General features: G+C 41.8%; 13 protein-coding genes and 1 pseudogene. 11 read left to right on the forward strand and 3 right to left on the reverse strand.

The features are described 5' to 3' along the window. Positions 1–21: 21 nt before the first annotated feature. From glcD to BA79_RS18290, 5 genes are all read left to right on the forward strand, one after another. The gene (glcD, locus tag BA79_RS18270) at positions 22–1,431 is read left to right on the forward strand and encodes a glycolate oxidase subunit GlcD (protein ID WP_035391821.1); all 1,410 of its coding nucleotides are present in this window, start codon (positions 22–24) and stop codon (positions 1,429–1,431) included. After that, a complete protein-coding gene (locus tag BA79_RS18275; RefSeq protein WP_035704441.1) occupies positions 1,428–2,768 on the forward strand; it encodes a (Fe-S)-binding protein in 1,341 nt (446 codons plus the stop codon). Before glcD ends, BA79_RS18275 begins: the two co-directional genes overlap by 4 nt. A gap of 78 nt (positions 2,769–2,846) precedes the next feature. After that, complete coding sequence (locus BA79_RS18280) at positions 2,847–4,334, forward strand: spore germination protein (protein WP_035704445.1); 1,488 nt, start codon at positions 2,847–2,849, stop codon at positions 4,332–4,334. 12 nt (positions 4,335–4,346) lie between these two features. Then, the gene (locus BA79_RS18285) at positions 4,347–5,447 is read left to right on the forward strand and encodes a GerAB/ArcD/ProY family transporter (protein WP_007499199.1); all 1,101 of its coding nucleotides are present in this window, start codon (positions 4,347–4,349) and stop codon (positions 5,445–5,447) included. Beyond that, the gene (locus BA79_RS18290) at positions 5,444–6,544 is read left to right on the forward strand and encodes a Ger(x)C family spore germination protein (RefSeq protein WP_230677016.1); all 1,101 of its coding nucleotides are present in this window, start codon (positions 5,444–5,446) and stop codon (positions 6,542–6,544) included. Before BA79_RS18285 ends, BA79_RS18290 begins: the two co-directional genes overlap by 4 nt. Before the next feature lie 43 nt (positions 6,545–6,587). On the opposite strand, the gene BA79_RS18295 is transcribed toward BA79_RS18290, so the two are convergent. Further along, positions 6,588–6,818 (reverse strand): excisionase family DNA-binding protein, encoded by a 231-nt coding sequence (locus tag BA79_RS18295; protein ID WP_008346618.1) that lies wholly within the window; start codon positions 6,816–6,818, stop codon positions 6,588–6,590. A 167-nt stretch (positions 6,819–6,985) separates the two neighbouring features. Between BA79_RS18295 and BA79_RS18300 the strand changes: the two genes are divergently transcribed. The 3 genes from BA79_RS18300 to uptA are packed head-to-tail and all read left to right on the forward strand — an operon-like array spanning position 6,986 to position 8,935. Next, the gene (locus BA79_RS18300) at positions 6,986–7,393 is read left to right on the forward strand and encodes a GtrA family protein (protein ID WP_025207470.1); all 408 of its coding nucleotides are present in this window, start codon (positions 6,986–6,988) and stop codon (positions 7,391–7,393) included. Positions 7,394–7,397: 4 nt separating this feature from the next. Further along, positions 7,398–8,279 (forward strand): UTP--glucose-1-phosphate uridylyltransferase GalU, encoded by an 882-nt coding sequence (galU, locus tag BA79_RS18305; protein ID WP_017359504.1) that lies wholly within the window; start codon positions 7,398–7,400, stop codon positions 8,277–8,279. A 53-nt stretch (positions 8,280–8,332) separates the two neighbouring features. After that, complete coding sequence (gene uptA / locus BA79_RS18310) at positions 8,333–8,935, forward strand: undecaprenyl phosphate transporter UptA (protein ID WP_007499192.1); 603 nt, start codon at positions 8,333–8,335, stop codon at positions 8,933–8,935. A gap of 39 nt (positions 8,936–8,974) precedes the next feature. Here the strand turns inward: uptA and BA79_RS18315 are convergent, their stop codons facing one another. Further along, positions 8,975–9,796 (reverse strand): uroporphyrinogen-III synthase, encoded by an 822-nt coding sequence (locus BA79_RS18315; protein ID WP_024719426.1) that lies wholly within the window; start codon positions 9,794–9,796, stop codon positions 8,975–8,977. Positions 9,797–9,944: 148 nt separating this feature from the next. Between BA79_RS18315 and BA79_RS18320 the strand changes: the two genes are divergently transcribed. Beyond that, positions 9,945–10,565 carry an acetate uptake transporter gene (locus BA79_RS18320; protein ID WP_007499188.1) on the forward strand — a complete coding sequence of 207 codons (621 nt, stop codon included), beginning with the start codon at positions 9,945–9,947 and terminating at the stop codon, positions 10,563–10,565. 39 nt (positions 10,566–10,604) lie between these two features. Here BA79_RS18320 and BA79_RS18325 read toward each other — a convergent pair whose 3' ends face one another. Further along, a complete protein-coding gene (locus BA79_RS18325) occupies positions 10,605–11,624 on the reverse strand; it encodes an LLM class flavin-dependent oxidoreductase (RefSeq protein ID WP_035704454.1) in 1,020 nt (339 codons plus the stop codon). A gap of 184 nt (positions 11,625–11,808) precedes the next feature. Between BA79_RS18325 and BA79_RS18330 the strand changes: the two genes are divergently transcribed. Continuing rightward, positions 11,809–12,096, forward strand: coding sequence for a hypothetical protein (locus tag BA79_RS18330; RefSeq protein ID WP_035704451.1), 288 nt, complete (start codon positions 11,809–11,811; stop codon positions 12,094–12,096). Between the two features lie 46 nt (positions 12,097–12,142). Next, positions 12,143–12,647: pseudogene (locus tag BA79_RS18335) on the forward strand (hypothetical protein); the annotation flags it as partial.

Genomic DNA, 12,647 nt, shown 5'->3' on the forward strand with positions numbered 1-12,647 from the left:
AATGAGCGGGAGTGATTGTATATGCTAGATTCAGAATTTTCAAATCAATTAAAAGAGATTGTCGGTGCGCCCAATGTCCAAGACAGCAAGGCGGATCGTCTTGCCTACTCTTATGATGCGACACCAAATTTTCAACAGATGCCAGATGCGATCGTGCGGCCTCACACGGCTGAAGAAGTTCAGCAAATTGTGAAACTGTGCGCCTCTTACAAAGTGCCGATCGTCCCAAGAGGCTCAGGGACGAATCTGTGCGCAGGAACATGCCCTACTCAGGGCGGATTGGTGATTCTCTTTACTAGAATGAATCAATTATTAGAAATAGACGAAGAAAATTTAACCGCAACGGTGCAGCCTGGCTTAATTACGCAGGAATTGATTCATCAAGTAGAGGAAAAAGGTCTCTTCTACCCGCCAGACCCAAGCTCTATGAAAATTTCCACATTAGGCGGCAATATTAACGAAAATTCAGGGGGGCTGCGGGGGTTAAAGTATGGAGTGACAAGGGATTATGTCCTTGGGCTTGAAGTGGTTTTGCCAAATGGTGACATCATCAAAACAGGCGGAAAGCTTGCAAAAGATGTCGCTGGATATGATATGACTCGATTGTTCGTTGGTTCAGAAGGAACACTCGGGATTGTCACAGAAGCGGTGCTAAAGCTCCTGCCGCTTCCAGAAACGAAACAAACAATGCTTTGTTTATACGAAAGCCTTGAAGAAGCTGCGACTTCTGTATCGGCCATCATTGCTGAGCGTATCATTCCTGCTACATTAGAATTTATGGATCAGCCGACCCTTGAAGTCGTTGAAGATTTTGCAAACATCGGCCTGCCTACTGACGTTCAAGCTGTGTTATTAATTGAACAGGACGGCAACCCTGAAGCTGTTTCTCGTGATATCCAAAAAATCGCAGAAGTCTGTGAGCAACACGGGGCTACAAGCGTCAAGATTGCACATTCAGAAGAAGAGGCAAGTGCGCTCTTAACAGCGAGACGCTCTGCTTTATCTGCCCTCGCTCGATTAAGTCCTACAACGATTTTAGAAGATGCGACCGTTCCCCGGTCTGAAATTGCCAATATGGTTCGTGCAATTGAAGACATTGCACGAAAGTACGAGGTGAACATTTGTACGTTTGGTCATGCCGGTGATGGCAACTTACACCCCACTTGTGCGACAGATGCAAGAAATGAAGAAGAAATGAAACGGGTAGAAGCTGCTTTTCAGGCCATTTTTGAAAAAGCCGTTGCCCTTGGCGGCACGATTACAGGCGAACATGGCGTGGGTCTTATGAAAGCGCCCTATTTGGAGCTGAAGGTCAAAAAAGAAGGAATCGCTGCAATGAAGGCGATTAAACAGGCACTTGACCCTGCACATATCATGAACCCAGATAAAGTGTTTGGAAAAGCCTCAAGAAAGCGAGTGGTGGTCTCATGAGTTCTTCTTCTAAGCAAAAAGAGATCCAGCAGCAGTTTCAGGAGCAAATGGATGAAAAGGAGCTGCTTAATTGCATGCGCTGCGGATTCTGCCTCCCTTCCTGCCCTACCTATATTGAATCTGGACAACAAGAAACGCACTCCCCTCGGGGCCGAATTGCGTTAATGAAAGCTGTAAGAGATGGTGTCATTGAGCCAGATGAAGATGTTGAACATTCCCTTAATCTTTGTCTTGGCTGCCGTGCATGTGAACCAGTCTGCCCTTCTGGCGTCAAGTATGGACAGCTGCTAGAAGATGCAAGAGATATTATTCAACAACATAAAAAACAATCGTTTCCCGTCAAATTGATGAGACGTGTTGTGTTTAAAGGTCTCTTTCCATCACAAAGTCGTATGCGACAAGCTGCTAGTTTTCTTCGATTTTATCAAACATCTGGTCTGCAAACAGCCGCCAGGAAGACTCGCATACTGAAGGTGCTTCCCTCCCATTTACAGTTGATGGAACAGGCACTTCCAAAGGTGCCGCCTCAAAAGAAAAAACGTTTGAATGAATATAAAGCCATTGGTCAGGCAAAAAAACGGGTGGCGTTTTTTACTGGCTGTTTAATGGATACAGTTTTCTCAAACACAAACAAAGCGACCATTCATCTCTTGCAGCTGGCAGGCTGCGATGTGATCGTTCCTCCTATACAAACGTGCTGCGGCGCGCTACATGGTCATAGCGGAGAAAAAGACCAAGCAAAACAGTTAGCTAAGCGGAATATTGAAGCATTCGAGGAAACAGATGCCGATGCGATTATCATGAACGCGGGCGGCTGCGGCGCCTTTTTAAGTGATTACGGTCATTTGCTTCAGGATGATCCAGATTTTCAAAAACGAAGTAAAGCCTTCTCACAGAAAATAACCGATATATCAAGCATCCTTGTGGAGCTGGAGTTTCACTGCCGCGTGCCACTGGCTTTGCCAGCGCAAGTGATCACCTATCAAGACTCCTGTCATTTACGAAATGGGATGAATGTACAACAGGCGCCGAGGGTGCTCATGAAAGCCATTCAAGGGGTAACGTTTAAAGAAATGAAAGATGCCGGCCGCTGCTGCGGATCTGCAGGAATCTACAATATCTTGCAGCCAGACATGTCGATGCAAATTTTAGATCATAAAATGACAGAAGCGAGCAACACAGCTGCAGCTGCCATTGTGACGTCGAATCCAGGCTGTCAATTACAAATGGCAGCAGGCGTCAAAAAGGCAGGACATATGCCTAGCATGAGAGCGATTCATCTGGCTGACTTTTTATTAGAAGCCGTTCAATATGGAAAAAAAGCGTCCAGCTCATGAAGCTGAACGCTTTTTTTATGCATATCTTCAGACGATTGGTTGGATAATAGAGGCAAATCGCGGAAGGAGATGGTTCAAGTGCTGAAGAAAAACAAATCAAAACAGAAAGACCCGAATTCAGTATTTGAAGCATTATCGCGCTCTTCTGATTTTATCAATGAATTATCAAGTTCCGGAGGTTTTCTTTACAGAATTTCTTTTTTTCGTTCTTTAATTAATGGAAATCTCCTTCATGAACAAATCTTGCCTTTTATTCAACAATTGCATCTAACACCCACCCTTGAAGAGCTGAAAGAACACATCCCAATTGAACAAGCTGTGATTACGAAGGACCTTCAAAAAGTGGAAGAAGCTCTTCATCGGGGCAGTATTGCTGTTCGAATTGAGACAGATTGGGGCAATACGCTTCTCTTGCCGATTGAAGAAAAGAAAGGCAGACAAGTGGGCCCGCCTGAGATTGAATTCGGAATCATTAGTGCGCAAGAAGCGTTTGTAGAAGTGCTCGATACAAATTTAAACTTGCTCAGACGCAGGCTGCCCACTCCTGACCTTAAAGTAGTTGAACACACAGTCGGTACCCTTTCTCTAACGAAAGTAGCCGTTGTATACATAGAGAATATCGCCAACCCGCAGAACATTGAAACCGTTCTTCAGCGGATTCAAGATGTTGACTATGACCAAATTCTAGATTCTAACTATCTTGCGCAAATGCTTTATGATGTGTCCAATACAATCTTTCCATTGTTTTTAAATACAGAACGGCCAGACAGGGTTTCCTCAGGTTTAACGGAAGGAAAAATAGCCATTATGGTTGACGGTTCGCCTCATACCCTGCTTGCACCTACAATTTTACTCGAGTATTTTTCTACAATGGAAGACTATAACATGTCTTGGATCGCAGCATCTTCCTTTCGGCTGTTACGCATTTTTGCAGTGATATTTTCTATTTTTGCAACCCCTTTGTATGTAGCAGTTTTAACGTTTCACTATGAACTGATTCCTAAGGACTTATTAGAAACGATTGTCGCATCACGCTATCTCGTGCCCTTTCCGCCTATTATTGAAGCATTATTTTTAGAGATATCGATTGAGCTACTTAGGGAAGCCGGGTCTCGCCTTCCTGCAAAAGTCGGACAGACGCTCGGGATTGTTGGAGGTATTGTGATCGGACAGGCTGCGGTTGCAGCGGGATTAACAAGTAATATTTTGCTCATTATTGTCGCATTATCAGCTCTTGCCTCTTTTGTCACTCCTATTTATAAAATGGGGACAACCATTCGTCTCTTACGTTTCCCATTTTTTTTTGCTGCACAAGTGTGGGGAGCGCTTGGGATTTCGCTAATGGGGGCTTTTCTTCTTACACATTTAATGAAATTAACGTCTATAGGCCAGCCTTACTTAGAGCCAATCTTTCCACTTCGATTGGCCGATTTAAAAGGTAGTTTGATTCGGCCCCAACTCCGCTTTTTGAAAAAACGTCCAGAAAATTTACGGCCGCAAAATGAAACGATACACCGCCAAAAGCCAAAGCAAGGCCGTAAGGGGAAAAATGATTTTTATGAATAAGGAAGTGAAGGCATGAGCTCTTCTTCTGTGAAAGAAAAATTTCAAGTATCCCCTTTTTTTGTGTTTTTTCTGATCAATGCCAATCAAGTTGGTGTTGGTATTTTAAATTTCCAGACGAATCTGGTCCGGACGATTAATAATGATGGGTGGATCGCCATTTTAATTGCTGGTGCAAGCGTCAATTTGATGATTTTCCTCATTTACTTTTTGTTTAAAAAAGCACCTACTGACGAATTTAGTGACATTACGCAATCTGTGTTTGGTAAATGGCTTGGACAATTCATCAACATTCTCTACATTTTGTATTTTTCTTCATTATCTTTGATCGTGCTTGTTCATTATATGGATGTAATCCATGTTTGGCTGTTTAAAGAAATTCCTGGTCTTTTATTTGCATCAGTGCTGCTCATCCTCGTCTATTACATTCACACAGGCGGATTTAGAACAATCGCTGGTTGGGCATTCTTTAGCATTGTCCTAACGTACTGGATGACCTTTATCTGCTTTTATGTCATGAAATATAGTCACATCCGGTTTATGTTCCCAATGTTTGATCATTCATTTTCACAACTCATGATGGGGGTCAAAGATGCCTCTTTATCCATGTTTGGTTTTGGAACATTGCTTGTCTATTATCCCTTTATTAAAAAAGCACAAACGTCGCAAAAATTTGCACATATGGGAGTGTTGCTGACTACATGCCTGAATTTGCTTGTATTTCTCGTTTCTATAGCGTACTACTCAAGTGCTCAGCTCGAACTAACGAAATGGCCAACATTGACATTAACCAGCATTGTCAAACTTCCGTTTATCCAGCGCTTTGAATTTATTGAAGTGTCCCTATGGCTTTTGCTTATCGTTCCAAATATCGCCATTCCATTATGGGCAGCCAGCAGAATGGCAAAACAAGTGTTTCACACGAGCCAACGCATGACGTTAATTGTTCTCAGCCTTCTCATTCTCGTCATGTTTTCATTTTTGATCGAGGCCACCTCTTTTGAGACGTTTAATAAATGGGTGGAATATAGCGGATATATCCTCATATATGGATTGACTGGATGTATGATCATTGGGCTGCTGCTGAAAAAAAGGTGGGTGAAAAAACGCGCATGAAACATTATATTCTCGTGTGTCTCATGTTATTGAGCCTTTTCTTAACGAGCTGTGCACAGCCTCGTCTCTTAGATGAATTAAGTATCTCGCAGGCAGCGGGATTTGACTTATTGGATGATGGAGAAATGAAGGGCTTCTTTGTTTTCCCTGTTTTTAAAAGCGAAGAACAAGGAAGCTATCAAATTGTAAGTGCTAAGTCAAATACCATTAGTAATATTCAGTTTCTTGTGTCGGAAAAATCGCCTTTCCCCGTTGTCATGGGACAAGTACTCGTGATTTTAATAAGTGAAAAGCTGGCGAAAGAAGTGGGTATGATTGATTTGATGAATTACATCTATCGTGATCCGATCATTGGGTCCCGTCAAGTATTTGCCATAGTAGGCGGAGAAGTTGAAGATTTGTTGTATACAAAGATGAATCAAACCAACTTAAATATCGGTGTATATCTTTCAGATTTGCTGGCCCAAAACATGCGAAATGGCAATCAACCTGTGACCAATCAGCATATTTTTATGAATCAGATGATGGCAAAAGGCGTGGATGCCTACCTCCCTTACATTAAAAATACAAGCAACTCTATTAAAGTGTCAGGTGTCGCTCTTTTTGATCAAGAAAAAATGGTTGGGCATATTCCAGGGGAAGATACGTTTACGTTTAAAGCGATGATTGAAAATCATAAAAATGGGATTTATGAGTTTCGATTTAATGACACAAAGAAAACCCATGTTGTCATTGAAAATATCAAATCACATGTGTCTTATCACATTAAACCAACTGAAAACCTTTCAAAAAAGCCTCATATCACCATTGATATCAAGCTGAAAGGTGAGTTAAAAGAATTTATGAAATCAAAAAAAATCGATACGCCTTCTATCTTGCAGCATGTTGAAAAAGAAGTGGAGAAGCGTGTGGCCCAGCAAGGAAAAGACCTTGTTCAATCCTTTAAAAAGCAAAAAATTGATCCACTTGGACTTGGTTTGAGATATCGTTCTAAAGATAAAGCCATGACACCGGAGAAATGGCAAAAAATCTACCCTGATGCAGATGTCCAAGTGAATTGTCATATGAACATTGTCCAAACGGGTGTCAGCCAATAAAAAAGACTGTATGAAAAGGTTCTCCCTTCTCGTACAGTCTTTTTTAATCTTCATCTTTTACGTCCGGGTCCTCAGGGATTGGTTCATTTAAGATGTCTTGAATGAGCTCTTTATATTGTTCTAGCTGTTTCATATGGGTTTGAAACTGCCCTTGATAAATGAGATACGATTCCCCGTCAAATACGTAACGAATCTTTTTTTGCTGGATTAATTTTTCAACATATGCTTCTGATACTTCTAAGTATTCAGCTGTTTCTCCAATTGTTAAATACATGCATGTGCACCACCGTTCGTTTCATCTTACAAATTATATCACGAGCTGGTCAAAAAACAGATATCGCTTGTTCATGTTTTTTTCATCTTTTCTTCACTGATTCGTCAACTCGCTTTTGTACAGTATTCATACACCCACTCAAACACTAGGAGGTGATGATCCTTCGCATGACAAAGAAAAATATTCGGACCTATGCCGCATTTTTAACTGTAGGCGCTAGCAATACGATGATTGACTTTTTGTTCTTCTTTTTTTTAACTGCTTGCTTTGTTCCCTCTTTTCTTGCACAGTGCCTGTCCTATACCGCAGGAATGCTGAACAGTTATGTTTGGAATCGAAAATGGACGTTCCAAGTGAAAAAGAAAGCTGACAAGTGGGAATGGATCAAGTGGGCCACAGTCAACGGCGCAGCGTGCCTCCTCACCTATGTTGTCTTATATGTCATGCAGCAAGCAGGTTTCTCATTATTCATTAGTAAAGCGATTGGTACCCTTCTTGGCATGATGATCACTTTTACTGGAAGCCGCCTATGGGTGTTTCCATCAGAAAATAAACCATCAGAAATGGAGCGATGATTCAATGAATATCAAAAAAGCCGTTATACCAGCAGCCGGATTAGGCACACGTTTTTTACCCGCAACGAAAGCACAGCCAAAGGAAATGCTGCCGATTATCGACAAACCCGCTATTCAATACATAGTTGAGGAGGCTGTTCAATCAGGCATTGAAGATATACTAATTATCACAGGAAGAAATAAAAAATCAATTGAAGATCACTTTGACCGTTCGATTGAGCTAGAACACACGTTGCTTGAAAAAGGGAAAAATGAACAGTTAGCTGAAATCAAACATATTGCGGATATGGCCAATATTCATTATATTCGTCAAAAGGAGCCCTTAGGTCTTGGACATGCGGTATTATGTGCACGTCATTTTACTGGCAATGATCCTTTTGCGGTCCTTTTAGGTGATGATGTCATGGTGTCAGAAAGACCTGCACTCTCTCAGCTCATGGAAGTCTTTGAAGACAAACAAAGAGAGGTCATTGGCGTCCAGCAAGTGGATCGTCTAGATGTCAGTAAGTATGGTATGATAAGACCAGCTAGAGTAGACGGTCAAGTGTTTGAAGTCACAGACTTAGTGGAAAAGCCAGCTATTCATGAAGCTCCTTCCGATTTAGCCGTGATGGGCAGGTATCTGTTAACACCATCGATTTTTCCTATTCTTCAAGGAATCGAGAGAGGTGCCGGGAACGAAATTCAGCTGACAGATGCCCTGAAAATCATTGCACATGAATCACCCATTTATGCAAAACAATTAGATGGGATGAGATTTGACGTTGGTGATAAGCTGGGCTCATTTAAGGCAGCGGCTGAAATTGGATTGATGCGTCATGATATGCGGACAGCCATGCTAGCATATATGCAAAGCATACTCATGAGAGAAGCAAAACAAGCATAGGCTCTTATAAGGATGCTTGAAGAAAATTCGTATTTAAAGGCAGAGTGAAATGAATGGGAACCTTGTTTAATGAAATTTTAACCTGGCTGACAAGCCTTGGTTACGCAGGTGTTGCACTTGGACTGATGATTGAAATTATCCCGAGTGAAATTGTACTTGCCTACGGCGGATATATGGTGTCAACAGGAAGCATAGGATTTGTTGGAGCCGTCATCGCTGGGGTTATTGGAGGAACACTTGCCCAGTGCTTTATTTACTGGATCGGCCTTTACGGCGGAAGACCTTTTTTAACAAAGTATGGGAAGTATTTATTCATCCATGAGCATCATATTGCCACGGCAGAACGCTGGTTTGACCGATATGGAACTGGTGTCGTATTTACAGCTCGATTTATCCCAGTCGTGCGCCACGCGATCTCAATTCCAGCTGGTATTGCAAAGATGCCATTTCTGAAATTTGTTCTTTTGACCGGATTAGCCGCCATCCCTTGGTCCATCCTATTTATTTATCTTGGAATGCAGCTTGGGACAAAATGGGACCACATTCAAAGTGTCGCTCACACGTATACAACACCAATTATGGTCATTGCCATCGTTCTCATCGTACTGTATTTCGTTTTGAAAAAAATTCGCACAAATCGAAAACGGACAATCTAACGAAAACGCCTTTCACTCGTCATGTGAAAGGCGTTTTTTCTATGCGTGCGTCGATTGTTTTTTCATATATTGAGATAATTCCATAATCATTGCACCCATTCTTTCAAGTGAAGGGGCTAGAATTCGGCTTATCCCCTCTTCTTTTAATGCTTCAGCTGTGACTTTTCCAACAGCTACAGCTAATACATGCTGCTCGAATAGATGTTGCAGTTCTTCTTTTTTGCCCCATTCTTCTGCTAGTTTGAAAAAGGCATGAACCTGAACAGCGGTTGTAAAACAAACGGCATGGACCTTCCCTTCTTTCATTTCTTGAAGCAAAGTGTCCGCCGCCTCTGGTTCAGGGGGCGTGTGCTGATATGGCATGAGCTGCAAAACGTCTGCTCCCTTGTGATGTAAAAAATCAATGAGAGCTGGTGCATTTTCGCCGTGAAGCTGTACCATGACCCGTTTACCTTGAAGTTCTTTGTCTTCTAACTTTGAAATGAGGTCACGAACGGTTCCATCTTCATCAGAAACATCTGGCTGAATGCCGTGTTTTTTTAGAGCCGCAAACGTTTTGTATCCTCTTGAAGCGATATGGGCACTTGATAAAATGTTCATAAATGCTTCTCCAAGCTGGAGCTCTTCTGCACTTTCAATTAATGTGTCTGTGCCGATACCCGTTGTTAAAATGACCCAGTCAGCTCCCTTCTTTACAAAGGTTTCTATGCCTGGCTTCAATTCCTCTTTGGCTAAAAATACAGTGCCCTGAAGAGAACGAATAACAGCTTGTCCTCCTTGCTTTTCAACAAGTGTACGCATTTCTTCTGTTTTTCTTGTTCCGCATATGGCAATGGTCTTTCCAGCTAAGCCTTTACTCATTCTCATCCCTCTTTTTCTATCACATGTATGATGTATTGTATTAAATATAGATTTATTTGGAAGACGTTGCAAGTGTCTACTAAAAAAGAGCTTGACGTTTCTATCGAATTCGAGTATCTTTTGTAAGTGCAAATTGTAGGAGGTCATTATGGAAAAACAGAATGTTCAAGCAATTCGATTATCAATCGCAGACCCAACACCACTTGGTTTGTTTGGTTTAGCAATGGTGACGCTTGTTGCGTCTTCACAAAAACTAGGAATCACAGATGGCACATCTCTTATTTTACCTTGGGCTATCTTCCTTGGAGGAATCGCGCAGCTGATCGCGTCCATACAAGATTCAAAGCATCATAATATTTTTGGAGCCACTGCCTTCGGCGCATTCGGTCTTTTTTGGATGGGTGTTGGAACCACTTGGCTCATTCAAGCTGGCGTTTTTGGGAAAACGCTTGCGGGAGCTGCGGACCCAAAACAACTAGGTTTTGCTTTTATTGGTTATTTGATTTTCAGCTTATTTATGACGATCGGTGCAATGGAAACACATAAAGTATTGTTTTTGATTTTCGTCTTTATTGATTTCTTATTCATTGGCCTTTCCCTTAGCTCGTTTGGTGTGATGTATGATGTAACTCATACGATGGCTGGTATTGCAGAATTGATTATTTCTCTTCTTTCATTTTATGGTTCTGCAGCTGTTGTGCTGAATACACATTTTGGTCGTACAGTACTGCCAGTTGGACAACCATTTCGAGTGTTTACTAAAGCATAAATAAAAAAGAACTGCTCTTGGCAGTTCTTTTTTTTATTCTTATTTTTCTTGTTCCTCTTGAAATATCTCTGCAATGATTTCATAAGAACGCATTCTTTCTTGATGGTCAAACATATCAGAATTAATCATGACTTCATCTGCTTGAGTTGCTTCAATAAAGGCTTCTAACTCTTTTTTCACCTTTTGTTTATCCCCGATCATCGTCGAACTTAATTGTTCGTCCACCATCGCCTTCTCATATGGACTCCATAACCCATCCATACTTTCAACAGGGGCTTTGAGTTTTCCTGGTGTATTACGAATAAGGCTCAAAAATCGCTGATAATGAGACGTCGCCAAATATTCAGCCCGCTCTGTTTGATCAGCAGCAAAAACCGTGACACCAACCATCGCATAAGGTTCTTTTAACACATCTGAAGGTTGAAATGACTGTCTGTATAATTCTAAAGCAGGAATGGTATTTTTAGGGGAGAAATGTGCCGCAAAGGCAAATGGCAGTCCCAGTTCTCCTGCAAGCCTTGCACTAAAACCACTTGAACCAAGAAGCCAAATTGGTATATCCAATCCTTCTCCCGGAACGGCTCTTACATGTTTTTTGACCTGACCAGTCGGTTTGAAATATTGCCGAAGTTCTTCAAGCTGCTCAGGGAAATCCTCCCCATTATGAAGATTACGTCTAAGTGCCCTTGCCGTTAACTGATCTGTTCCTGGTGCCCTGCCAAGACCTAAATCAATTCTCCCTGGATACAGAGTCTCCAGTGTTCCAAATTGTTCTGCAATGACGAGTGAAGAATGGTTTGGAAGCATAATCCCCCCAGAACCAACCCGGATCTTTTCAGTCCCTCCAGCAATATGTCCAATCAAGACGGATGTTGCTGAACTCGCAACCCCTTCCATATTATGATGCTCCGCAAGCCAATATCTATGGTAGCCCCACTTCTCAGCTTTTTTTGCTAAATCCATACTATGCTCAAATGATTCTTTAATTGTGCCCCCCTCTGTTACAGAGGATAAATTTAACACGGAATATGCTGTGTGTTGTAAAACTGATTGACTCATACATGCTGCCCCATTTCTTTCAAAAATCATACTAGTTTCATTCTTTCAACACCATAACATAAAACGATTTAACTTTTAAATGATTTGATTCGATGAACTTCGAACTAAAAAATATCATTAAGCTCAATTCCGCTTTTTAAATTTCCACATAGAATAAAATATTAACTTTTAGGAGATGGGGAATTTGTATAACCAGTACGATAACAAATGTCCCTTTTGCGGAAAAAATCATGATTGGCAACCTCATTACAGAAAATCTCGTCACGATAGACCTACATTTGATGATTGCCCTCTTCTTAAACGAGAATGTAAAAAGAAAAAAGTTGTTAAACATCACAGCACTTGTGCTAAAGCAAAAGGACGAAAAAAAACAAATACTAAGATTGTAAAAAGAGGTTCTACTGGTGTTACTGGTCCTACCGGAGATACCGGGCCTACTGGTGCCACTGGTGTAACTGGTGATACTGGTTGAAGCGTTTGATCCGGTAGTAAGTCCTACTTACCCGGTAGGGCAAGTAGTGACCTTTAATGGCAGTACGTATGTAGTAAATACTGCACCACCGACAGGTACACCAGATACTTCCCCAGACTACACATTACTGGCTGCAGCAGGATCAACTGGTGCCACTGGAGTAACTGGTGATACCGGACCTACTGGTGCCACTGGTGTAACTGGAGATACTGGCCCTACTGGAGCCACTGGTGTAACTGGAGATACCGGACCTACCGGTGATACTGGTGTAACTGGAGATACTGGTCCTACCGGAGGCACTGGTGTAACTGGAGATACCGGACCTACTGGTCCAACCTGCCCTCTTCTTAAACGAGAATGTAAAAAGAAAAAAGTTGTTAAACATCACAGCACTTGTGCTAAAGCAAAAGGACGAAAAAAAACAAATACTAAGATTGTAAAAAGAGGTTCTACTGGTGTTACTGGTCCTACCGGAGATACCGGGCCTACTGGTGCCACTGGAGTAACTGGAGATACTGGGCCTACTGGAGCCACTGGTGTAACTGGAGATA

Origin of the sequence: Bacillus altitudinis 41KF2b (assembly GCF_000691145.1) — a bacterium.
GTDB classification, from domain to species: domain Bacteria; phylum Bacillota; class Bacilli; order Bacillales; family Bacillaceae; genus Bacillus; species Bacillus altitudinis.

Coding starts and splice junctions, on each gene's coding strand:
- galU (WP_017359504.1), top strand. CDS start 7,398: ATGAATATCAAAAAAGCCGTTATACCAGCAGCCGGATTAGGCACACGT.
- BA79_RS18275 (WP_035704441.1), top strand. CDS start 1,428: ATGAGTTCTTCTTCTAAGCAAAAAGAGATCCAGCAGCAGTTTCAGGAG.
- BA79_RS18290 (WP_230677016.1), top strand. CDS start 5,444: ATGAAACATTATATTCTCGTGTGTCTCATGTTATTGAGCCTTTTCTTA.
- BA79_RS18315 (WP_024719426.1), bottom strand. CDS start 9,796: ATGAGTAAAGGCTTAGCTGGAAAGACCATTGCCATATGCGGAACAAGA.
- BA79_RS18320 (WP_007499188.1), top strand. CDS start 9,945: ATGGAAAAACAGAATGTTCAAGCAATTCGATTATCAATCGCAGACCCA.
- BA79_RS18285 (WP_007499199.1), top strand. CDS start 4,347: ATGAGCTCTTCTTCTGTGAAAGAAAAATTTCAAGTATCCCCTTTTTTT.
- uptA (WP_007499192.1), top strand. CDS start 8,333: ATGGGAACCTTGTTTAATGAAATTTTAACCTGGCTGACAAGCCTTGGT.
- BA79_RS18325 (WP_035704454.1), bottom strand. CDS start 11,624: ATGAGTCAATCAGTTTTACAACACACAGCATATTCCGTGTTAAATTTA.
- glcD (WP_035391821.1), top strand. CDS start 22: ATGCTAGATTCAGAATTTTCAAATCAATTAAAAGAGATTGTCGGTGCG.
- BA79_RS18300 (WP_025207470.1), top strand. CDS start 6,986: ATGACAAAGAAAAATATTCGGACCTATGCCGCATTTTTAACTGTAGGC.
- BA79_RS18295 (WP_008346618.1), bottom strand. CDS start 6,818: ATGTATTTAACAATTGGAGAAACAGCTGAATACTTAGAAGTATCAGAA.